The sequence below is a fragment of the Marinomonas aquimarina genome (assembly GCF_900089755.1).
Lineage (GTDB): Bacteria > Pseudomonadota > Gammaproteobacteria > Pseudomonadales > Marinomonadaceae > Marinomonas > Marinomonas aquimarina.
In genome coordinates this window covers 59,607-81,847 of record NZ_FLOC01000010.1, presented here as the reverse complement: position 1 = coordinate 81,847, position 22,241 = coordinate 59,607, and the positions used below count along the sequence as shown (strand labels likewise).

At 46.8% G+C, this 22,241-nt stretch carries 20 protein-coding genes; 11 read left to right on the top strand and 9 right to left on the bottom strand.

The annotated features are described in order from the left end of the window. The first annotated feature begins 53 nt into the window (after positions 1-53). The gene (locus MAQ5080_RS09625; RefSeq protein WP_156496559.1) at positions 54-1,310 is read left to right on the top strand and encodes a tyrosine-type recombinase/integrase; all 1,257 of its coding nucleotides are present in this window, start codon (positions 54-56) and stop codon (positions 1,308-1,310) included. 176 nt (positions 1,311-1,486) lie between these two features. Here MAQ5080_RS09625 and MAQ5080_RS09620 read toward each other — a convergent pair whose 3' ends face one another. Beyond that, positions 1,487-2,503, bottom strand: a complete 1,017-nt coding sequence (locus MAQ5080_RS09620) for an SAM-dependent methyltransferase (RefSeq protein WP_067209195.1) — start codon at positions 2,501-2,503, stop codon at positions 1,487-1,489. A gap of 98 nt (positions 2,504-2,601) precedes the next feature. On the opposite strand from MAQ5080_RS09620, the gene MAQ5080_RS09615 reads away from it, so the two are divergent. The 8 genes from MAQ5080_RS09615 (at position 2,602) to MAQ5080_RS09585 (ending at position 15,477) form a co-directional block, all read left to right on the top strand. Beyond that, a complete protein-coding gene (locus MAQ5080_RS09615) occupies positions 2,602-4,128 on the top strand; it encodes a class I SAM-dependent methyltransferase (RefSeq protein ID WP_156496556.1) in 1,527 nt (508 codons plus the stop codon). Next, positions 4,112-4,609, top strand: coding sequence for a phytanoyl-CoA dioxygenase family protein (locus MAQ5080_RS17260; RefSeq protein WP_082861069.1), 498 nt, complete (start codon positions 4,112-4,114; stop codon positions 4,607-4,609). The genes MAQ5080_RS09615 and MAQ5080_RS17260 overlap by 17 nt, the downstream gene beginning before the upstream one ends. A 33-nt stretch (positions 4,610-4,642) precedes the next feature. Next, positions 4,643-5,347 (top strand): aspartyl/asparaginyl beta-hydroxylase domain-containing protein, encoded by a 705-nt coding sequence (locus MAQ5080_RS09610; protein ID WP_067209193.1) that lies wholly within the window; start codon positions 4,643-4,645, stop codon positions 5,345-5,347. A 172-nt stretch (positions 5,348-5,519) separates the two neighbouring features. Next, positions 5,520-6,743, top strand: coding sequence for an SAM-dependent methyltransferase (locus tag MAQ5080_RS09605; protein WP_067209190.1), 1,224 nt, complete (start codon positions 5,520-5,522; stop codon positions 6,741-6,743). Positions 6,744-6,753: 10 nt separating this feature from the next. Beyond that, positions 6,754-7,695 (top strand): methionyl-tRNA formyltransferase, encoded by a 942-nt coding sequence (locus tag MAQ5080_RS09600; protein WP_067209186.1) that lies wholly within the window; start codon positions 6,754-6,756, stop codon positions 7,693-7,695. Between the two features lie 81 nt (positions 7,696-7,776). Further along, the gene (locus MAQ5080_RS09595; RefSeq protein ID WP_067209183.1) at positions 7,777-8,418 is read left to right on the top strand and encodes a phage tail protein; all 642 of its coding nucleotides are present in this window, start codon (positions 7,777-7,779) and stop codon (positions 8,416-8,418) included. Positions 8,419-8,480: 62 nt separating this feature from the next. Then, the gene (locus tag MAQ5080_RS09590) at positions 8,481-9,116 is read left to right on the top strand and encodes a phage tail protein (protein ID WP_067209180.1); all 636 of its coding nucleotides are present in this window, start codon (positions 8,481-8,483) and stop codon (positions 9,114-9,116) included. A 139-nt stretch (positions 9,117-9,255) separates the two neighbouring features. Beyond that, positions 9,256-15,477, top strand: coding sequence for a DUF4347 domain-containing protein (locus MAQ5080_RS09585; protein ID WP_067209176.1), 6,222 nt, complete (start codon positions 9,256-9,258; stop codon positions 15,475-15,477). Positions 15,478-15,643: 166 nt separating this feature from the next. Here the strand turns inward: MAQ5080_RS09585 and MAQ5080_RS09580 are convergent, their stop codons facing one another. From MAQ5080_RS09580 to moaC, 5 genes are read right to left on the bottom strand one after another with little or no spacing between them, the layout of a single operon-like run. Continuing rightward, positions 15,644-16,870: a glycosyltransferase family 4 protein gene (locus MAQ5080_RS09580; RefSeq protein WP_067209173.1), complete on the bottom strand. Its 1,227-nt coding sequence runs from the start codon at positions 16,868-16,870 to the stop codon at positions 15,644-15,646. A gap of 33 nt (positions 16,871-16,903) precedes the next feature. Beyond that, the gene (locus MAQ5080_RS09575; protein WP_067209170.1) at positions 16,904-17,125 is read right to left on the bottom strand and encodes a hypothetical protein; all 222 of its coding nucleotides are present in this window, start codon (positions 17,123-17,125) and stop codon (positions 16,904-16,906) included. Positions 17,126-17,155: 30 nt separating this feature from the next. Further along, positions 17,156-17,602 carry a molybdopterin synthase catalytic subunit MoaE gene (gene moaE, locus MAQ5080_RS09570; RefSeq protein ID WP_067209167.1) on the bottom strand — a complete coding sequence of 149 codons (447 nt, stop codon included), beginning with the start codon at positions 17,600-17,602 and terminating at the stop codon, positions 17,156-17,158. Between the two features lies 1 nt (position 17,603). Beyond that, a complete protein-coding gene (locus MAQ5080_RS09565) occupies positions 17,604-17,858 on the bottom strand; it encodes a MoaD/ThiS family protein (RefSeq protein WP_197464599.1) in 255 nt (84 codons plus the stop codon). Further along, the gene (moaC, locus tag MAQ5080_RS09560; RefSeq protein ID WP_067209161.1) at positions 17,851-18,333 is read right to left on the bottom strand and encodes a cyclic pyranopterin monophosphate synthase MoaC; all 483 of its coding nucleotides are present in this window, start codon (positions 18,331-18,333) and stop codon (positions 17,851-17,853) included. The genes MAQ5080_RS09565 and moaC overlap by 8 nt, the downstream gene beginning before the upstream one ends. A gap of 143 nt (positions 18,334-18,476) precedes the next feature. Between moaC and MAQ5080_RS09555 the strand changes: the two genes are divergently transcribed. Beyond that, on the top strand, positions 18,477-19,784 hold the full coding sequence (locus MAQ5080_RS09555) for a J domain-containing protein (RefSeq protein ID WP_067209158.1): 1,308 nt from the start codon (positions 18,477-18,479) through the stop codon (positions 19,782-19,784). Positions 19,785-19,813: 29 nt separating this feature from the next. After that, entirely contained in the window at positions 19,814-20,584 is a 771-nt protein-coding gene (gene trmJ, locus MAQ5080_RS09550) for a tRNA (cytosine(32)/uridine(32)-2'-O)-methyltransferase TrmJ (protein WP_067209156.1), read from the top strand. A gap of 153 nt (positions 20,585-20,737) precedes the next feature. Here trmJ and MAQ5080_RS09545 read toward each other — a convergent pair whose 3' ends face one another. The 3 genes from MAQ5080_RS09545 to MAQ5080_RS09535 form a co-directional block, all read right to left on the bottom strand. Then, positions 20,738-21,181 (bottom strand): REP-associated tyrosine transposase, encoded by a 444-nt coding sequence (locus MAQ5080_RS09545; protein ID WP_067209153.1) that lies wholly within the window; start codon positions 21,179-21,181, stop codon positions 20,738-20,740. Between the two features lie 160 nt (positions 21,182-21,341). Then, positions 21,342-21,779: a tellurite resistance TerB family protein gene (locus MAQ5080_RS09540; RefSeq protein ID WP_067209150.1), complete on the bottom strand. Its 438-nt coding sequence runs from the start codon at positions 21,777-21,779 to the stop codon at positions 21,342-21,344. Beyond that, positions 21,772-22,197 (bottom strand): DUF6942 family protein, encoded by a 426-nt coding sequence (locus MAQ5080_RS09535; protein WP_067209147.1) that lies wholly within the window; start codon positions 22,195-22,197, stop codon positions 21,772-21,774. The genes MAQ5080_RS09540 and MAQ5080_RS09535 overlap by 8 nt, the downstream gene beginning before the upstream one ends. Between the last annotated feature and the right edge of the window lie 44 nt (positions 22,198-22,241).

Genomic DNA, 22,241 nt, shown 5'->3' with positions numbered 1-22,241 from the left:
ATCATTTTTCCAAATCGTGCTAGAATGCTTAAACGAACAAACGACGAAGAATGATGCGCATGGCAACACCACTTCCATTGATTGATAACTTAGAGCACTTACCTAATCCCTTTACTCAGTTTCATGGCATTCTGGCGCCATTGCAGAATGACATTCCGCAATTAAGCAAGGTGGATTACCAGCGCGATCTGCAGCTGGCTTTATGTTTCATTTACAGCTACAACGGTTCTCAAGCGACTTTTAACTCCTATCGTCGTGAAGTGGAACGCCTTTTGTTGTGGTCATGGTTTGTGGTGGAATCTCCTGCCTTAGCCTTGCGTCGCGATCAGATCGAAGACTTTATTCACTTCTGTAACACGCCTCCGGAAGACTGGATTGGCACCAAGAACGTGGCACGCTTTAAAAACAAAATGGGTGAGCGGGTGCCGAATGAAGAGTGGCGCCCCTTTGTCGCCCATGTCTCTAAATTGGATTTTCGTAACGGCCAAGTGCCTTTGTCGCAGCATTACAACTTATCACAAGCGGCGATTCGGGCGACTTTTTCGATCTTATCCTCCTACTATGGCTTCTTAATGCAAGAGGAGGCGGTACAGCAAAACCCAGTGGCGCTGATTCGCCAGAAAAGTAAGTTTGTTAAGAAAGAAGTGACTCGTCGCCAAGTGCGCCGCATTTCCAACCTGCAATGGGATTATGTGATTGAAACCGCCGAATTAATGGCGGAAGAAGATCCGGCGACCCATGAGCGAACGCTTTTCATTATGAACGCCCTACTCGGCATGTATCTGCGTATTTCTGAATTGGTCGCGGATGAGCGCTCAGCACCGATTATGGGCGACTTTATCAAAGACACCGATGGCAACTGGTGGTTTAAGGTGCTTTCGAAAGGTAACAAAGAGCGTTTGGTGAGTGTGTCTGATGAAATGCTGAGTGCTTTGAAGCGTTACCGCCGTTTCCGCCAGCTGCCGGATTTACCGACTGTGGCCGAGCAAACCTCTCTCATTCCCAAAACACGCGGCCAAGGCGCCATGACCAGCTCGCGCCAAGTGCGCAATATCGTTCAGCATTGCTTCGACCAAGCCTACTACCGCATGTGCGACGACGGACTTAAATCCGACGCCGACGACCTACGTGTCGCCACCGTCCACTGGTTGCGCCACACCGGCATTTCAGAAGATGTCAAAGTGCGTCCAAAAGAGCACGTTCGTGAAGACGCCGGCCACGCCAGCATGGCCACTACCGATCGATACATTGATACTGAATACCGTGAGCGCCATGCTAGTGGTCGGAAGAAATCCCTAAGGCCAAGTTAATCGTCATCGGGAGATGGCTCGTACGACCCGGCTTTGTCCGGGGAAGAAAATTTTCCATCGCGGGGTACAACCCGCTCGTACGCCCCGACTCCGTTCGGGGAAGAAAATTCTCCATCGCGGGGTACAACCCGCTCGTACGCCCCGACTCCGTTCGGGGAAACATGTACGACCCGATTCTATCGGGGAAGCAAGCCGTTCAAATTACAGAGCAATCTAGGGTTAGCACCTTTGCGATAAGAAAACTGCAACGATTTAGCGAACTGAAACCCTTTAGGTAAAGGATACAAAATAGGCGTCGTTAAACCACTCTCATATTCATTCACAGTGATTCCCTGACATAGAATGATCTTGGTAAACAAAAAAGACTGGTAAGCGTTATCTAATCCTTGTGGGACATTCAGTGTTTCACCCGATATTTCATCAGTCAGCGTATCGGCAGCTAATAAGCTCTCTCGGTTCATTGAAAACGCCCGTCCAACGTAACACCTGTGTTCTCTGGCAGTTTTTTTAGCAAACTCGATTTGAGGGTCAGCAAAATAGAGCGATAAGTTAATCTGCTCTGGAATCAGAATGGCGTTCGGTGCTTGTCGTAGTAAATGTTCATTGATTGCGACATGGCCTTCCTTTTCTAACCCAGCTAACAGCAACTCCGAGACAATCACATCAGGTTTAGTATCTTCTTGGACACGATAATCTAACGCATCACCCACGGTACATTGGATGCGATTAGAAAAGCCAAACACATTTGCAAGTTGCTTAACCGAATCTATCGATGTCTCATGGTAGTCAATCACATGCACCTGTAATTGTTCGGGAGAGAATAGTGTTAGTAGGGGTAATGCTAATATGCCATATGGACCGCAACCGGGGTATAGCACCCGTATCGGCATACCATTGGTTCTATCCTTTAATAACTCAGATACAACCTGATTGAGAGCCAGTAAATAACGCCGAGTTCGCAGCCAACCAAAAGCACAAGTTGCCGCCAATTCTGGGGATAAGATCAGTCCAGATGACGCATATTGACTCTGATTCGCTACGCCATCTTTCTTCTCGAACAACGAATGCATAACCCAATATTCAACCAACCCACGGCAGATCTGATCCGCTTCGCCATCATTAGCAACCTGTAGCAGAGATGTCATTAGGCTAGCTAACTCGGCTTGGCTCGCCTTTTTACGTGTTACTTCCATCCGATGTTCCATCCCATGAATATCCTTAGATAAGAGAGTGTATTGCAACGAAGGCCTTTGCGTATCTATTATGAAGCGACTCTGTGGATAAACGAGGAATGGAAATCCCTATGCGTTCACAATTTCAGAAAATTACCCGCCAGATACTAGACGCTTCAGATGAGGAATTGAATGCAAATAAGCCCAATATTGATCGCCTTGTCAGCATTTTATGCGAAGTCACGAGTTTAAATATTCATCCAGACATATTTGTCGACGATAAGTTCTCATCCACAACCCAAGGTAAAGCTGTTTCCATGATTACAGCGGCTCAATGTGCAGAGGAGTTTATGAGAACTCAGGTATTTCTGCGCGGTGTAAACCAAGCGATTCTTGATCAATTAGCCCATAAGGAAAATATTAACATTCTCTATGCGGGTACAGGGCCATTTGGTCTCCTTTTGCTGCCACTACTGCCTAACTTCGCTGCCTCTAGTGTTCAAGTCACTCTGCTGGACATCCACCAAGAATCCTTGGACGCATTACAAAAAGTACTGCACCTACTTAACGTAAACGATCATATTAAAGCCGTCGAATGCGTTGATATACTGCAATGGCAGCCACAACCGGAACAGACATTCGACATTATTATTTCTGAAACGATGAAGGCAATGTTAGACCAAGAGCCTCAAGTGTCTATTTTTGCTCATCTCAGCCCTTGGCTTGCAGAAGATGGCTGCTTAGTGCCTGAATCCATTCGCATAGACGCTTGGCTAACACAGCGAAATGGCACTACATATTTGGGTAATGTGTTTACCTTGGACCATGAATCTGCGCACCAATTAAGCCAACAAACAGAACCGTCCATTCAGCAAGCACTCGTCATTCCAAACTACCCAATTGATGCGTCATCAGATTTAAAATTTACGACCGATATTACCGTATACAGCAAACATATACTGAGTGAGAACCAATGTTCTTTAAACTTGCCATATAGAATACGAAAAGCCTATCCTAAACCAGACTCTACACTTTACTGCTGTTATGAATTTGGTGTTCATCCAACGTTCAAATTTGAGTTTGAATCACTGGCTTCGTTTGCAGAGCAGTCTCTGCCTGCGGCGAGTAATCAAGACCTGCTGAACCTACCTTACCTCAATCGAATCTGGCACAAGCACAATCAACAGCGACACAACAAATTGCCGCCCCATATTCAGCAACAAGAATGGGCGTTGGATATAAAGGTTTTCGATATTCTGAAGCTGGGACTAGAACGCGCCATACAATCCCTTTATTGCAGCCAAACGCCACAACAATGGGGACAAAGCATACTTGAACACAACCAAGGCCACATCACAGAGCAACAAAGCCAGCAACTCCAAGAATGTGTCGCCCGCTACTTTGACGCCAATACATCCAAAAACGCTAGCATCCCATCGCCTCTAACTAAGGAACAGCTAAGCTTTTGGCGGCAAAATGGCTACTTGGTCATCCCCAAGGTCATAACGGAGAAAGAATGCCAAGCCTTGTTGGAAGACATTTGCCATCATATGCAACTGTCTCTAACAGACCCAGAATCCTGGTATCAGCACACGACACCACAACACCACAACACCACAACACCAAATCATGGTTCAGTTGTTTGACAGCCCTTCTCAAGAGCACATACGCCATAAGCAAAATATTAAAGATATCTTTGCCCAGCTTTGGCAAACCAGTGATCTATCGCCATCCTATGACAGAGTCAGCTTTAATCCACCAGAGACGAAATCTTGGTATTTCCCCGGCCCGGCCATGCATTGGGATATCAAAGCATTCGAAGCGCCATTACCCTTTGCTACACAAGGGCTGATTTATCTAACCGACACTGCTGAGAATCAAGGGGCTTTTTGTTGCGTACCGGGTTTTCATAGGGAGTTTGACGCTTGGGTACAACAGCTACCGGAGGGGCAAGACCCACAACAGCAAAACTGGAGTGATTTCAATGTCACACCGATTGCTGCCCAAGCGGGTGACCTTATTATTTGGCATTATGCTCTGCCCCATGGCAGCAGCCCTAATCGCGGAAAGTTACCTAGAGTCGTGCAGTACTTGAATATGACACCCTATTGCAGAACAGAGTTTTAGAGAGGGCTAACCGATAATAGGTTACAAAAAACCATGACCGACGCTTTTCATAAACTGCCACTAACCTTTGACATCCAGCGTTTAAAACAAGACTTATGGATGCAGCAACAGCAACTTTGGATAGAGCACATTAATCGACATGTACATGACGGCGGTTGGGCGTCTTTGCCTCTTAGGTCCGTGGATGGACGGATAGACAATGCGAACGTCGTTGAAACCAATCCAGCGTACTATAAAAACACACCTTATCTTGAACAAAGTTCTTATTTAAAAGAAGTTCTGGCTAGCTTTCAATGCACCATTGTATCGGCAAGGCTAATGTCGCTTCAGGCGAGACAGGAGATACGACGCCATACTGATCTGGATCTGCGCTTTGAAGACGGCTGCGCGCGTTTACATATCCCCATACAAACCCACCCTGCTGTTGAGTTCAATATCAATGATCAGTCAATCCATTTTGGCGAAGGAGAATGTTGGTATATGAACGCCAACTACCCTCATCAAGTGTTTAATGGCAGTGATATTAACCGAGTACACCTCGTGATTGACTGTGTTGTGAACGATTGGCTAAGGGCGTTGTTTTCAAACTCGGGCTACCAAACAAAGATTAGTGATCATAAATATGGCTGTGCCAATGTTGACGATAACAATGTTAGCCAAGTTATTGCACAGTTAGAATGTCTTGGCAGTGAAACGGCACTTGCATTGGCTCATCATTACAAAACCATTAAGGGATAATAAAATACAAATAAAAATATATTTAAATAGTCAATTAAATACATGTACCTTTCAATAAATAATGGTACTGTCGAAGAGTTAAAATTAGATTTTTAATTAATAATAGGTGGCTAGCTACAATTTAATTAAGGCTAAACTTATTAAGATTGATAGAATATATAACGGAATATAAATGACGCTAAGAAATCAATATTCGTCACCAGTTTCTTTTGTGGACCCCAAACTTCAAGAGATCTGCAACCAGCATCTACGCAACCAACTAGATGGCCTACTCAATCAACTGCCTGAAAACCAAGCTCGACTAGCACTTCAATTTTCGTTAAGTAACCTTGTGGCGAAGATGCTTGAAGCGCCGCGGGCTCACGAAGAATTAGTGGAACTATTTTCCACAGCCTATGAAAACTTGCTGTCCAGCTTCAAAAAAGCTGAATTGACTGAAGCAGAACAAGTCAGCTCTTACATAAATGCTACTGGCTTAGTGATGTCCGTAGAGCATGCACTGCACACTTTCCAAGATATCTATCGTGTTCAGGCTTTTATACGTGGCGTACACCAAGCACTAGAAAGCAAGCAAGATAACCACAAAATACACATTGTTTACCCTGCCTGTGGCCCTTTTGCGCCACTATTATTGCCATTGATCAGCCACTATGCCGCGAGTGATACCGCACGTCATCAATTAAAAATCACCTTAATTGATATCCAACCTGGTGCCATCAAAGCACTTAGCAACTTGATTTCTGACCTTGATATTTCAGATTACATCCACGAAGTGCTCTGTTGTGATGTGATGGATTACCAGCCAGATCACTCAATAGATGTTCTTGTCATGGAGGCGTTACAACATGGCTTTACAAGGGAAGGGCATCTTGCTTTTGCGCGCCACCTAGCTCCATACCTTGCAGCTGACGCCATCATGTTACCTGAAAAAATTGCGGTGACGGCTTGCCTGAATATTGGACAAAGAGAGTTTGCCGACCAATGGAAAGACAAGAAACGGACTCATTCTAGCTTGGTTGATCCAATTATTCAGAGTGAACGAACCCATCTTGGTGAAGTGTTTTCTCTGACACTTGAATCCCTGCGCAAACTTACTGTAATCCCCCTTGGGAAAGGAATGGAACTCATTGAATGTAACCAAGTTCAAATTCCCAAAGGAGTAGATGGGATTGATAAAACCAGCCTTCTACTCACGGTTACCGCTACCACATTTGGTCAAGAGAAAATCCATGAGTACGAATCAGGTATTACTCATCCTTTGTGCGATATGTCGGTATGTATCGACTTTGTTCCACAGGTTGCAGAACCAGATGATTTACTCGTCAAAAGTGGCGATAGGCTGAAGTTCTACTATAAGTTATCGGGCTCACCGGGATTTTTACCGACAGTTGCTTAAGGATTTAGCAATGAATGTAACGGACAATTTACGCATTACCGTCATTACTTCGAGTCCTTCTTCGTCTTTTGGGCTCATCAGTTATTTAGCGCAGCTTAATAAGCTAGCAGGTGTTCTATTTTATGGCGCATGGGATCAAGAAAAAGCTTCAATAGCAGAACAATTTAAGCAAGCCAATATCGCTTTTCAGTACAGCCTGATAAATGACATCGACACACCGATGACTGCGCTAAATGCTTGGAATAGTCAATTATCTATTGTTTTTTGTTGCCGCGAAAAAATCCCTATGCAGATTGCTAGTATACCAGAATACGGTACTCTTAATTTCCATGGTTCCCCATTGCCAAACTATCGTGGGGCTGACCCTGTTTACTGGCAAATACGTAACGGCGAAACTTTATCCGCGCTGACCGCCCATCAACTTACAGAAGAGCTTGATCAAGGCGCCATCGTAGCCCAGCAAGTCATTAATATTGGCCCCTACGATACCGCCCATCGTTTATTTAGTAACTTAATTCAAGCAATCCCAGACCTTCTAAAAGGCATTTTTGAGCAGCTTGATCAATACGGGCGATTGCAAAAGCAACAGCAGCTTGGCGAGTGTTTGCATACCGCACCAAGAGTTACAGAAGTGGACCTCAATATCAACTGGCAGCAGATCACTGCAAGCCAATTGTGTAACCAAGTTAGAGCTGGAAATCCACAACATGGAGGTGCTCGTTTGCAAATGGGACAAGGTCATGCTCAGCTACTGCAAGCCACTCCTTCGCAATTGCCCAATTACGGAGCTTCTCCTGGAACTGTTATACACCTTACCCCTGAGCAAGACCTTATTGTTGCCCTTAGTGATGAGAGCATTCGGCTCGATATTATCGCCAACAACGATGGCGTATTAGACGGTTATCGCTTCGCACAAACTTGTTACCTATCTGCCGGAGCACGCTTTACATAACACATCCATTCAAAATGGGCGGCAATGAGCGAGCCCATCTTAGATAGTAAGTAGATAAAAAACTTAATTAGGAGAATATCAATGTACGATTACTATTTAGGCACTACGCTACAGTTTGCGGGAAGTTTTGCACCTCAAAATTGGGCGTTCTGTGCTGGGCAACTAGTTACAATTCCAGATAATGCAGCATTGTTTTCACTTTTAGGTACATCCTGGGGGGGGGATGGCCGATCAAGTTTTGGTCTACCTGATTTACAAGGCCGCACACCAGTAGGATTCGGTCAAGGATCAGGCTTACCATCATACACGACTCAAATTGGTCTAAAATTTGGCTCAAACCAACATGTATTAGATATTACAGAGATGCCACAACATAATCATGAAGCCACATTTACCCCAACCGGAGGTGGTTCAGGAACCTCTATTACAGCAACAGCCACAGTCAATGCGGGTAGCGGCTCCGACGCATCCGCTCCTACCGGAAAATACTGGGGCGTAACCCCTGGTGGCATCGGTGGCCTGACCAGCTACTCAAATACTGGGTCGACTACCATGGCTAGCGATGCCGTTGACATCACCATTTCAGGCGGTGGCGGAGGTATTACGGGGGGCTATGTAGAAATCGCAGACGCAGGTACTTCACAAGCCTTTGGGTTATACCAGCCTAGTATTGTGATTCCATTTATCATTTGTACGGTTGGTTTATACCCATCTCGAAATTAATAGACAAAGTTCTGCTGTGACTTTTATTGGTTAAACACGAGTGATGTAACCGGAGGCATGAAATGGAAGGTTATATAGGAACAACGTTGCAATTTGCAGGAGTGTATCAGCCACGCAACTGGGCTTATTGTTTTGGTTCACAGCTAGATATCATGCAGAATACCACCCTATTCGCTGTGCTAGGTACATATTGGGGAGGTGATGGGCGAGTGACTTTCTGCCTACCTGACCTACGTGGACGTACCCCAGTAGGATACGGTGCAGGTCCAGGGCTGCCATCAACAGACATCGGACTACATTTTGGCTGTGCGACTCACACACTTACTACACTACAACTCCCTAGCCATAATCATAAGGCAGTTTTTGAACCACAATATGCGGGTGGAGGTACCAGCCAAGTCAGCGCAACGGCTACTGTTAAAGCAGGATCAGGCTCCGACGCATCCGCTCCTACCGGAAAATACTGGGGCGTAACCCCTGGTGGCATCGGTGGCCTGACCAGCTACTCAAATACTGGGTCGACTACCATGGCTAGCGATGCCGTTGACATCACCATTTCAGGCGGTGGCGGAGGTATTACGGGGGGCTATGTAGAAATCGCAGACGCAGGTACTTCACAAGCCTTTGGGTTATACCAACCGAGCACAGTGATTCCATTTATTATCTGTATTGATGGGCTTTTCCCTGCCCGAAATTAGTACTTAATAATGACTCGACCATCTTGTAAAGGTCCAAGATGGTCGAGTAAATTAAGCCTCTGTTGAAATCAGCCAATAATGTATTGGCCTCAGGATTTTGTTAGATCATCGCATTCGTTTTATTTTAAAAGGACTTCTTATGTGCACCGCTTATACCCAGCTTATCTTTATCGACCCTACTGTTCCAGATCGGAATCTACTGATTAAAGATCTTCCTAAGTATATTAAGCCCGTGTTCTTAGACGCCGATAACGATGCCATCTCACAGATCACTGCGGCACTTAGCCAATACCAAAACCTAGATGCCCTACATATTCTTACCCATGGCGCACCGGGACAGCTAATTTTTAGTAATAGCGTATTAAACGCCCAGACGTTGGGACAATATCAAGCGCAACTCGCCAGCTGGTCACAGGCCATGTCAACAGAAGCAGATATCCTGCTTTATGGTTGTGAAACAGGGAAAGGTGATCTAGGACGTGAATTTGTACTTTTGCTAGCAGATATGACCAACCGCCCTGTCCAAGCCTCTAGCTCTCTGGTCGGTCATCGTGAGCTAGGTGGTACATGGGAACTCGACTTTACCTCCCACAGTAATGCACGTCAGCATGCACTGAGTAATGCAATCATGAATGATTACCTTGGCTTATTAAGCACCTCAAACGAGGTATATTTTATCGATGCCTCGGTACCAGATTCCGATACCTTGATCGCAGGCCTCGATGACAATGCTGAGATTGTCTTTATAGACTCTAATGAAGACGGTGTTCTCAAAATGGCCGAGTATTTAGATGGCCGAAAGGATATAGACGGTGTTCATGTTATTTCCCATGGTTCTAACGGCGCGGTTTATCTTGGCAACAGTGCACTGAATAACACCAACTTAGAACAATACCAAAACGCCCTAGCCACCATTGGCTCCGCCATGTCTGAAGACGGCGATATTCTTCTATACGGTTGTTCCATTGCGGAAGATGAAAATGGCCTAGCCTTTATCCAAGCCTTAGCTGATTTAACTGGGGCTGATATCGCTGCTTCTGATGATATAACGGGTATTAGTGGTGATAATGAGCTAGAGCGTAGCGTTGGTGTCATTGAACAGTATTCCACAGGATTAGCCAAAGCCTTTGAAAGTTACCAATATGATTTGGCTACTTTTACAATGAATAACTCAGGCTCGCCATACGTAGAGACTGTCTCAGGCGTGACAATGACGGTTACCGCACCCTCAGGGGTTATCACAGGTACTAACCCTAATACAACAACTCTTACAAGTGGAAATATTGTTGCAGTAAATAGTGGCGCATCCATAAGCTTTCAGTTTAATAGTCCTGTTAACGTAGATAGCTTGATCATTGATATACGCGACGGGTACAGCACATCACGCATATTTACTATCACCCCAAACACGGGAGTTGCAGTAAACAGTAGCTCACTAAGCGATTCTGGCGATGGAGAACAAATTAGTTTAGGTTTTACTAATATAGAATCATTTACCATTACTTCTTCAGAAGTCACCGTTGTTGATGCATATTTTGATACTATCGTGTTTGATGTAGCCCCCTCCGGCCCAACCGTAACAGACGGTAATATTTCCGTTACATCTACCGGCTCAGGTACCAGTGGCGCCTACATTGTTGGCGATACTATTACCGTACGATGGAATGCAAGTTTAGATGGCAACACGCCAGCTGATATCACCACAGTAGCAATGGACCTTTCCGCATTTGGTGGCAGCTCTACAGAATCTGCAACTCAAATATCTTCAGGAATTTGGCAAGCTTCTTACACTGTCGTAGAGGGGGCGATTGATGCAACCAACCTTAATGCTACCGTTACCGCAACAGATACAAATGGCACAGCTAGCCCAGTATCAGATACCTCCAACCTGACCGTCGACAGCATCTCACCAACTGTAAGCGATGGCAATATCAGCATTTCGGGTGCCAGCGGTACAGCAGGCACTTATAAGATCGGAGATACAGTAACGGCCACTTGGGATAATACAGGCACTGGCGATAATAATTCTGACACCATTTCTTCGGTTACAGTAGATTTTTCTGCTTTTGGCGGTGGTTCAGCGGTGACCGCAAGCAACAGCAGCGGCACTTGGACTGCGACTTATACTATTGTTGCTGGTTCCATAGACAGCACCAATCTTAATGTGTCAGTCACGGCGACCGATAATGCAGGCAACCAAACGACGATTGCCGACACCACCAATGCATCGGTGGATAATGAAGCCCCTACTTCTCCTAGCGGTTCATTAGACGTAGATGAGAACTCAGCCAATTCAAGTAGCGTAGGCACTGTGTCTGCACCAGGTGCAATAACTTTCACATTAACGGATTCTGCTAACGGGCGCTTTGCCATTGATAATAGCGGGAATGTGACTGTTGCAGATACGTCTCAGATTGACTATGAAAGCAACACTAGCCACAACATCATCGTTCAAGCGACCGATGATGCAGGTAACACTAGCAGCAACACGCTAGCCGTAACGATCAACAATGTTAATGAAGTGCCTACCTTAACGGCGACAGGTAGCAATCCAACATTTACAGAAGATGGCTCGGCGGAATCTTTATTTACTGGCGCCAGTGCCTCAACGGCTGATACTGGACAAACCATCTCAGGCATGGTCATCACCGTAACCAACGCAGCAGACTCCGGCAATGAAATATTAAATATAGATGGCTCGGCTATTACATTGGACAATGCTGAAACAGGTACGAGCAATAATTTAAGTTACGCTGTTGCCGTAAGTGCCGGTACAGCCACAGTTACACTTAGCGGCGGCACGCTTTCTGCGGCAGATGTACAAACATTAATTGATGGCATTAGCTATCAGAATAATTCTCAAACCCCGAGCACTAGCAATCGGGTGGTAACCATCACATCGCTGACGGACAGTGGCAACGATAATAATACGGCAAGTGATTTGTCTGTTGCGTCTACCGTGACCGTCAGTGCCGTCAATGACGCTCCAGTCATTGCCAATCTAGATGCCACACCAAGCTATACTGAAGACGCCACTGCCGTTCAATTGGATGCGGATATTAGTATCTCAGATGCAGAGCTGGACGCACTTAATGGCGGAAGTGGCAACTACGCTGGCTCGACTCTAACGATTGTTCGCAACGGTGGCGTAGATAGTAGCGATGAGTTCTCTATTTCAACGGGCGGTAACTTAACGGTATCAGGTAGCGATATTAGTGCCGGTGGACATGTCATTGCGACGTTTGACACCACGTCCACTGCTGGCCAAGTAACCGTTTCGTTCCAAAATAACGGCACTATCCCTACTCAGGCTTTAGTGAATGAAGTCTTGCAAGCGATTCACTACCGTAATACCAGCAATGATCCAGCTAATAGCGCTCAGCTTAACTACACGTTTAATGATGGCGCTGATACAGATACAGGCAGTGTCACGGTTACTCTGACGAATGTTAACGATGCGCCAACCATCACCGCAACGGGCGACAATTTGACAGCAGCCGGTGCAGGCTCTGCCGTATCGGTCTTCTCCTCTACTGCGATTGATGCTATTGAAAGTGAGAATATCGCCAGCGTCAACTTTACCGTTTCAGGGCTAACCGATACTGGTAACGAAAAACTTATAATTGATGGTTCAACGGTCGATCTGATGACCACGGTATCGAGCACTAACGCGACAGGAGGGAATGTCGCTTATGCCATCACTAATAGTTCAGGTACGGCAACCGTTGTGATTACCGGGCCTAGCGCTGCATCTGCAGCGAATACAGTTTTCCAAACTGCTCTGAATGGAATGCAGTACCAAAATACCTTGGGCTCTGTTACCACGGGCGATAGGGTCTTTACGATCACCAATGTAACCGATGTGGGTAGCGGAACGAATAGTTGGAGTGATGGCAATATCACCTCCACTATTGATGTTGTAAACGGCGATACTCCTACCGCAGCAAGCAACACCTACAGCGGTACAGAAGATACGACGGTTGATTTGGCAACCGCAGGCATGGCGGCCACTATTGAAACCAACGCGTCGGATGTACTGGACTATATCACCGTCACAGGCATCACAGGGGGTACATTAGCTCTAACTGGCAGCCCATCGACAACGGGCGCCGCTGGCACGGTAGGTATGGCGAGTGTAGGTACTTTATCGAGCGATGATAAAGTAAGCACTGCCAATATTGGTTTGATTGACTTTACCCCAACAACTAACTCAACAACCGCTGCATCGATCACTTACACCGTTACCGATGCCGGAGGGGATACATCATCTACGGCAACTCTGACCATTAATCTTGCAGCCGTTAACGATGCTCCGACCGCTGCGGATGCGACTAAGTCGGTTTCCTATAACAGCACCTACACTTTCCAAGAGTCTGATTTTAGTTTTAGTGATGTGGATACGGGCGATACGCTTGATCATATTACGATAGAGTCATTGCCTGCAGCAGGCACACTAACCTTTAACGGCGGTGCATTAACTCTTTCTGATATTCCTGCAGAAGTCACGAAAGCCGAACTTGTCGCTGGGAAGCTTACTTTTACACCAGAAAGCGGTGGCACAGGTGCTGGTTATGCTAGCTTTACCTTTACGGTTCATGATGGCACAGTCGATTCTGCCAGCGCCAATACGATTACGATGAATGTTGGCAGCCGCCCTTCATCCGGCTCGTCTTCAAGTGCCACAACCACTCAGATAGATGGTGCAACGGTATCTACAACAACAGAACAGGATAATCTAGGCAATACCGTTGAAAAAGTGACCGTTAGTGCGACCACCTCTGATCGTGAAGATACCGATAGCACATCAACGGGGGCCGACCTTCCATTCCAATTCGTGGGCAGTAATACAAATAATGTGGTCACCACATTAAGCCTGCCAACAGGTTTGGGCGCACAGATTTTATCCAACTCGACGGCGAGCACTCAAAACCAAGTTACGAACTTGGTGAACCTTATCAGCAACACAGGCTCCAATGACGATTCGCTCACAGCACAAACCGCAGGTAGTAGCTTCCTAAGTAGTACCTCAAGCAGTAACACTTGGGTTAACTCCGTTACCCTGACAGGATCAGGTTCTACGGGTAGTAGCCCTGTGCTGATCACTGGGACGTCGGATACTACACAGCGGGAAGCGGTGGTGATTGATACCAGCTCTGTCAGCTCTGGCGTGCATTTGCAATTAGACAACATTGAGTTCTCTTACGTAGTCGGCAGCGCAACCATTACAGGCGGCTCAGGCGAGAACTATGTTCATGGGGACAGCCGTACTCAGTTTATTAAGCTCGGTGCAGACGACGATGAACTTCACGGTGGGGGTGGTGATGATATGATCGGCTCCGAAGGTGGCGATGATATCTTATTTGGTGACAGTGGTGATGACATCGTTTTTGGCGGCACTGGCCATGATACGCTTTACGGTGGCACTGGCAACGATGTGCTGCAAGGCGGCCAGACGACTCAAGGCACACTCGCCTTCTCCCTGAACAGTGCGGGGGAAATAGTGACGAGCTTTAGCGCTAGCGATGCCTGGGGCGACGAGGTTCAACCGCTTACTTTCAGCGGCGATTGGTACAGCCAAGCGTCGATGATTCTCGACGGTAACGCACTCGGTATGGATTTAAGCGAAGATAACATTGCGGTAGTGATGAATGCGGGTTTGATGCTTCAGGCTACGGCTGAATACTCATTCTTAGCAATGGATAGCGATCGTTTACAAATAATTGCCAGCAGTTACCAAAGTATCTTTGGTGAACTAAGCAGTGCGAGCGACTTAAGCGGTCTTGCCGCTTCTAACTTTAGCACTGCAGAGTTGGCCAATATTGCCGTGCAAGCATGGCTGTCACAGCAAGACGAAGGCTTTAGCACTCTGCCTGCAGAACAGCAAGTCTCAACCTTGTTGGGCAGCTTCTGGTTAGAAAGTGATGTGACGGATGCGGCCATCTCAGAGGTGCTCGTAGCCTTGTCCAATGGCATGTCTGCCGGCGAATTATTCTTAGTACTGGCGCAATCTCAGCAAGCCAAAAATAAGCTGACGGACGATCAAGGGCAGCTTCAAATCACCCTTAGCGATGAATTAGGTGAAACAGGGCTAGCCACTGAGATCGGTAATGACTATCTATACGGTGGTGCTGGCGATGATACTTTGATCGGTGGCCATGGTAATGACTTGCTCGATGGTGGTGAAGGAACCGATACGGCCGTACAGCAACACTTGTATGCTGAATATGCGATTGCCCAGCAGAGCGATGGCAGTATTACCCTGACCTACCAGCAAGGCGCATACACCGAAGTGGATACCTTGGTGGGTGTAGAGTGGGTGCAGTTTAGTGATCGTTTGATCAGCACGGTTGACCTTCTCTAACAAAATCCTATCGGGGTAAGGATACCCCTCCTACAAGATCTGCTGTTTTGTTGGAGGGCTATCCCAGCCCGATCAATACCTGATTCGGGGTAAGATAGCCCTCCCACTTAAGGCTCTCCCTCTTAAGAGAGATGCTTTTGTAGGGCTGTCCCAGCCCGATCAAGCTCTATCTGATCTGCTCTAAAATACAGTCCACCCAACGTGGTAGTGTGACGGTATTTAAGTCATAACGTTGAATCACGGTTTGTCTTGCTTGCTCCCCCAGTGTTTTAAACCGCTCTGGGTGTTTAAGCACCTGGCTGATACTGTCGGCGATTCCTTCTGCTGCAAAAAAGTCCACTAACAGGCCGTTTTCACCCTCTTTTATCACTTCCAATACCGGCGGTGTCGCAGAGGCAACTACCGTGCAGCCGATGGACATAGCATCTAACAGTGACCAGCTCAACACAAACGGGTAAGTTAAATAGGTATGGACACTGGTGATTTGTAATAAGCTGCGATATTGGCTGTAAGGTAATTGCCCAGTAAAGTGCACCTTACGCCAATCGACTCTATCCCCTAACTCGGCAATATAACGACCACGGTAACGCTCGCCTTTTGGGAGTTGTGCGCCATAACTGACGTCATCCCCGCCTACAATGAATATGGTCGCATCTGGATGCTGTTTCTGAATATGCGGCAAACTGCGCATAAAGCTATGAAAGCCGCGATAGGGCTCAAGATTGCGAGCAATGTAGGTAACGATTTTATCTTGTTGCGTATACGTCCGTTGCTGCCAGATAAATTGAGCGCACGGATCAGGACACATCAGCTTGGTATCCACCCCTTCATGAAGGACCTGGATTTTGTTGTGGAACTCCACTGGGTAAAGCGACTTCTGCCAGGCTGTGGCAGATACTGCGCAGTCGGCTTGGCTTAAGCTCAGCAACTGGGTGGCATTGCGAGACTGGATTTGCAGTTGTTTATCTAGGCTGATGGGGAATTCTGGGTCAAAGCCTAGGTCTTTACCTTCGGCATGATAGTAAAACTCACAGTATTGAATAAGACGAATCTCAGGGAATACCTGTTTTAAGTACAAGGCTTCTCCCCAGCCAGTGTGGGCGATGACAACATCTGGTTTGAAGCCTTTATCGATTAAGGCCTGCACCGCCCTAACAACTTGCTGGCCGCGACGAACATCGCGTTCATAATCTTGCACGTAAGCGTGAGTCTTTGTGCCGGCTCCTTGAGGTGTGGCGTAACCCAGTACGGAGACGCCATCAGGGGTGTAGTTGAGTATTCGATTACACTCATCCCCCAGTCCAATCACTTTGTGGTGAGTATGTTGACCGAGCCATTCAGCGATGGCGCGAAATTGACCTGGAAAGTTTTGATGAATAAATAGAATAACCAACGCTTAACCCCTAAGTTATGTGGGCTGCTGATATCAACGTTTATTTAATCGATCTTTAAGATGCCACACCAGCCAAATAAAACACCACAATAAGATAGCCGACAGGCCAACATAAGCAACCATACGTTGGTTAGCGTCTTGTAGTTCTGGTGCTTTCGCCGCCAAAAGGTAGGCGGTAATAAGAGATAAGGGGCGAAGAAGCCAGACGGACGGCACTCGTCGCCCTGGCATTAAAAAACGTAACCATTTTGGCACGATAGGTCTCTACTTTTTAGTTAATCTGATTTAGTCATTCCAGCGCTCAAGGCTGGCTTCGTCGCTTTCCTTGGCTTCCACCCACTCTTCTCTTTCTGGGGTGATTTCTTTCTTCCAGAAGGCGGCGCGGCTTTTTAGGTAATCCATTATAAAATCGCAGGCGGCGAAAGCTTCGGCGCGATGGGCCGAGGAAACACCGACAAACACGATTTGATCATCGACCGATAGTTTACCTACGCGGTGAACCACTTTAACATCCAGTAGTGTCCAACGCTGGTTGGCCTCTGCAACGATTTTATTGAGGTTGTGCTCGGTCATACCAGGGTAATGTTCTAGCACAAAGCTTGACTGGGCCGGATCGTCGCTAAAGTCCCGTACTCGGCCGACAAACATAGCGACCGCGCCGGTTTTATGAGCGACACACAAGGATTCGTACAATTCCTGAACGTTAAAGTCCTGTTCTTGGACAGAAATCATATTAGCCCCCTGTTACCGGCGGGAAGAAAGCCACTTCGCGCACTTTGTCAGGCTCGATCAGGTCTTCATCACGGGCAAAGTCAAAATCGATGGCGGCTTTGACTTTTTCTTCAAGCAGTAATGGCTGTTGCAGTTGTTCGGCCAGCTTCTCTTTGAGCTGACGAACAGTTAACGTGCCCTCAACAGGCAGTTCTAGCTCATCGCATTTCATGGTTTCGCGTAGGGATGCAAAGAAAACAACTTTAAGATTAGCCACGATTAGCACTCCAAGATCCGCTTTTACCGCCATGTTTTTCCAGCAGCGCGGTCTCACAAATCACGATGCCTTTGTCTACCGCTTTACACATATCGTAAAGAGTCAAAGCCGCAACACTTGCACCAGTTAGCGCTTCCATTTCCACACCTGTTTTACCACTTAGAGCACAGGTACAAAGGATTTCGATATGGCAGTCATCGAGAACATTGATGTCTAGAGTGATTTTGGTCAGCATTAATGGATGGCACAAAGGAATCAGGTCAGGCGTCTTTTTTGCCGCTTGAATGCCAGCAATACGCACGGTTGCCAATACGTCACCTTTAGGCAAACCGCCCTCAATGACTTTTTTAAGAGTTTCTGGCAGCATTTTTACAACGGAGCGTGCCGTGGCCGTGCGTTTGGTTACGTCTTTCTCGCTAACGTCAACCATATGCGCGTTGCCGTTGGAATCAAGGTGGGTCAATGTGTCGCTCATGCCATCTCACTCATGCCGTTAGATCAGTCAAAAAACGCTTAGTTTGGCAAAACCTCTGTACAAATCAAGGGTTAAGCGCTCGATACCTTTGTACTCAGACGTTATTAAGGCATAATGCTGTGAAATTGACGTAAGTTGACCCTATGAGCCTAATCGACGATTTTAACCTTCTTGAATTGCCTACCAACGCAACGGAGCAGGAAGCAAAAGCTGCTTACCGTCGTTTAGCGCGTCGCTATCACCCAGATAAAAACCCTGGGCAAGATACCACCGAACATTTTCAACGCATTCACGATGCCTATCAAAACGTCTTGTCTGCGATTAAGCGTAGCCAAGGGCAAGAGTGGAAACCTTACAACTTTAGCGAGCGGGCCACATCTCAGAATACCTCTGGTTTTGAACGATACGAGTTTGAAAACGATGCTAAGCAGCGCGAGTACGTCAAGGAACAGCAACGCGCTTATGAAGAGATGAAGCGCAGTAACGTTCAGCAAGATCGCGCCCGTGAAGAAGCGTTACGCAACGCCCGTAGTACCTTACATCAGCGTCGTATGAATGCGCTGTATGAAGAAATGCGCAAGGCGGATGCCAATAGCTCTAACGCCGAGCCAGATTTCTCAACCTTTGATTACGAAGCCCCCAATGCGGAGCAAGCCTCAGCTAATGCTCAGTCACAATACGACAAAGCTGCTAGGCAAAGCGCTCAAACAGCCGCAACCGCAAAAGGCATCAAACCATTTCGCCGTCATGCGGCCAAAGCTGCTTTTATCGCTAGCACGTATTTGGCCACCTTTGCCATGGGCATTTACAGTGCCGACTATTGGCATTCGTTAACTGCGCCAAGCGCCAATTCCGATGCTCAGCCTTATATTAGCGGTTTATACCCTCAGTATCGCCTTGGTGAACATTACACCTTAGAAGATGTTCGCTTGTTTACCGAACCCAGTGTATCGTCCTCTATTAAATCTACGATTCCGCCCTTGCAGAACGTTGATATTTTGAAAGCCGATGGTGATTGGCTGACCTTAAGTTATGGCGGGAGTACAGGCTGGTCGAAGGCGGATAAGTTCGGCTTTGGCACGATTGAACAGGCCCAACAAACCGGTTGTTTTGGTCAGCCGGGCGTGGCCCCGAACCATGGTGAGATTATTGGACAAGCCACTGGGAATAGTCGACTACGTATCCTAAATCAACTCCCAGAAGCCAGTATGCTGACGTTTCAATCTCTTGATGGCCAACCGCCCTTCTCGGTGTATTTGCATGCGAATCAGCCCTTCGCGGCTAACTTTATCCCTAAGGGCAACTACCGATTGGTGTTAGAGACAGGTTCACTGTATCATCACGCCTGTCAGCGTTTTCTCTTCGATGAGCGTCAACGAGTTGTGTTGGATCAGGTTACTTTTGCCAGTACAGAACAGTCGCTCACACTTAGAAACCTTGTTACGCCGTAATCCGATAACGTAAACGAGTTACTATTTTCATGCTCAGCAATATTCGCATTGTACTAATTAATACTTTCCATCCTGGTAATATTGGCGCGATCGCCCGCGCGATGAAAAACATGGGGCTTAGCAACCTCTATTTGGTTGATCCAAATGACTACCCATCTGAAGAGGCCACCAGTCGTGCTGCGGGTGCGGTGGATCTGCTTGAAAACGCCACCATTGTGAATACCTTGGAAGAAGCCATTGACGACTGTAGTCTTGTGATTGGCACCAGTGCCCGTCATCGCACTTTCCAGTTGCCGATCATGAATGCCCGTGAATGTGCTGAGACCGTGATCCCTGAAGCGAAAGAACATAACATTGCGATCTTATTTGGCCGTGAGACCATGGGCTTGCTGAATGAAGAAATCGCTCAGTGCCACCGCCAAGTGTACATTGATGCCAATGATGAATACCCAGTACTGAACATTTCGCAAGCCGTACAGATCGTGTCTTACGAAATCTGGATGGCCCATCAAAACGAGCAGACACACGAAAAAACGGTACCAGAGTACCCGCGTAAGAAAGAAATGGATTTGTTCTACGAGCACCTAGAGGAAACTCTATACGGCATTAACTTCGTAGTACGTAATCACCCAGGTAAGGTATTGGATAAGCTTAAGCGCTTCTTCAACCGTTCTCGCCCAGAGAAACAAGAATTGGGGATTTTACGTGGTGTTTTAGCGGCCGTTGATCGTGAGGCAGGCCTGAACGACGGCCAGAGCCATGCGGTTAAGAAAGCCAAAGAAGAGCAAACGCCAGAGTAATTTCATTTGATCGTACGACCCGGCTTTGCCCGGGGATGCAATGCTTCTATCGCGGGGTACAACCCGCTCGTACGACCTGCTTCCAATCTGGGATGCAATGCTTCAATCGCGGGATACAACCTACTCGTACGACCCGGCTTCGTCCGGGGAGAGCTAAAGGTAAACGCAATCCCAATGAGGAAAATCTTTTACAGACTCCACTAATCCCGCTCTTTTTGGATTAGCAATGATATATCTCGCTGTGTTTATCAGTTGCTCTTCGTCTCTAATCAAACTGTCGTAGAAGCCTTTATTCCACTTGACCTTAAAGCAGCTCTGCTTTGCTACGTGCCTCTTTACAGAAGAAACTAAAAAGTTGGGTGGATGGACGATAGCTCTTGTAAGCCAGTGAATATGATCGGGCATGACAACAAAGGCGATTGTTTCTGACCAACCATTATCATCGCAGTATTTTAGAGAATTGATGGTGAGTCTTGCTGTTTGGAAGTCATAAAGATATGGATCATGTTCTCTAGTTGAGAAGACTAAATGGTAGATATTGCCGAGCTCGTAGACTCGGCCTTTTCTTAAAGCTGAATATCCTTTTCCATATTGCATAAAACTCACTCCTTGAGAATTTATGATTTTTATCGCGGGGTGCAACCCGCTCGTACAGCCCAGTTCCTTTGGGGAGCGATGTTATATCTCTCGTACGACCCGGCTCCGTCCGGGGAAGCGATGCTTCTATCGCGGGGTGCAACCCGCTCGTACGAATATATTACTCCAGCTCTTTCTGGGCCGCCAATTTCGCTTGAATAAACTCTGAGTGGTGCATAAACAGCAGTTCGCTGATTTTGCGAATGCGATGGTCTTCGTGGGCATCGATATTGCCATCAGCGTAAGCCACGCGCCATAAGCAGGTGAGTAGCTCGAATTTTTGCTCAAGCGATGCTTGTTCGTTAATGACTTTGGTAAATTGATAAGCGTCGTGGGCATCGTGAATGGTGTCTTTCATCTCTTCAAACAATTGGTCGACGTCTTCTCCTAGATCACTGACCGCTTTGATGGCTTCTTTGGCCACGATCTCTTCGTCTGGGTGGATCTCATTATCGGCGATCACCACTTCGAGTAATAAGGCCGCAACGGCGCGTTGGTAGCTGATTGGATCTGCCACTTCTTCGGTGTTGGAAAACAGTTTTTTCAAAGTGTTAATCATAATTACGTCCTAATTCTTCTCTTAGCGCATCAATCAGTGCGTTTGGAAATTGCCGATAGTCTAAGTAAGGCGTCCAAATCCGCTTGTTTTCGATGAATGCTTGATGCTGACCTACCTTAATTTCTCTTGCTGTAGCGGGGATAGGTAGATCGTTGTAAAAGGTTTTGCCGACGATGACTTGCCATTCGTCGCATAAAGGCAAATCGGCAACTGTAAAAAATAATGTGGCTCTGCGCCAAATAGATTGATCTCTAACTATACGCCAATCCTCATCTTGTTTGCTGCATAACTTTGCAATGATTATGAGGATTTTACGCCAGTGATTGCCATTTAGATTCACTATCTCTTCGTATGAGCAATCAGAGTAATGATTGCTAGCTACGGGCAGCTGAGGTGAGTTGGGAAGTAGAAACTGCATCTTGTGTTCTCTGTAAGTCATCCTGCAGATCGTCTAGGAAAAAT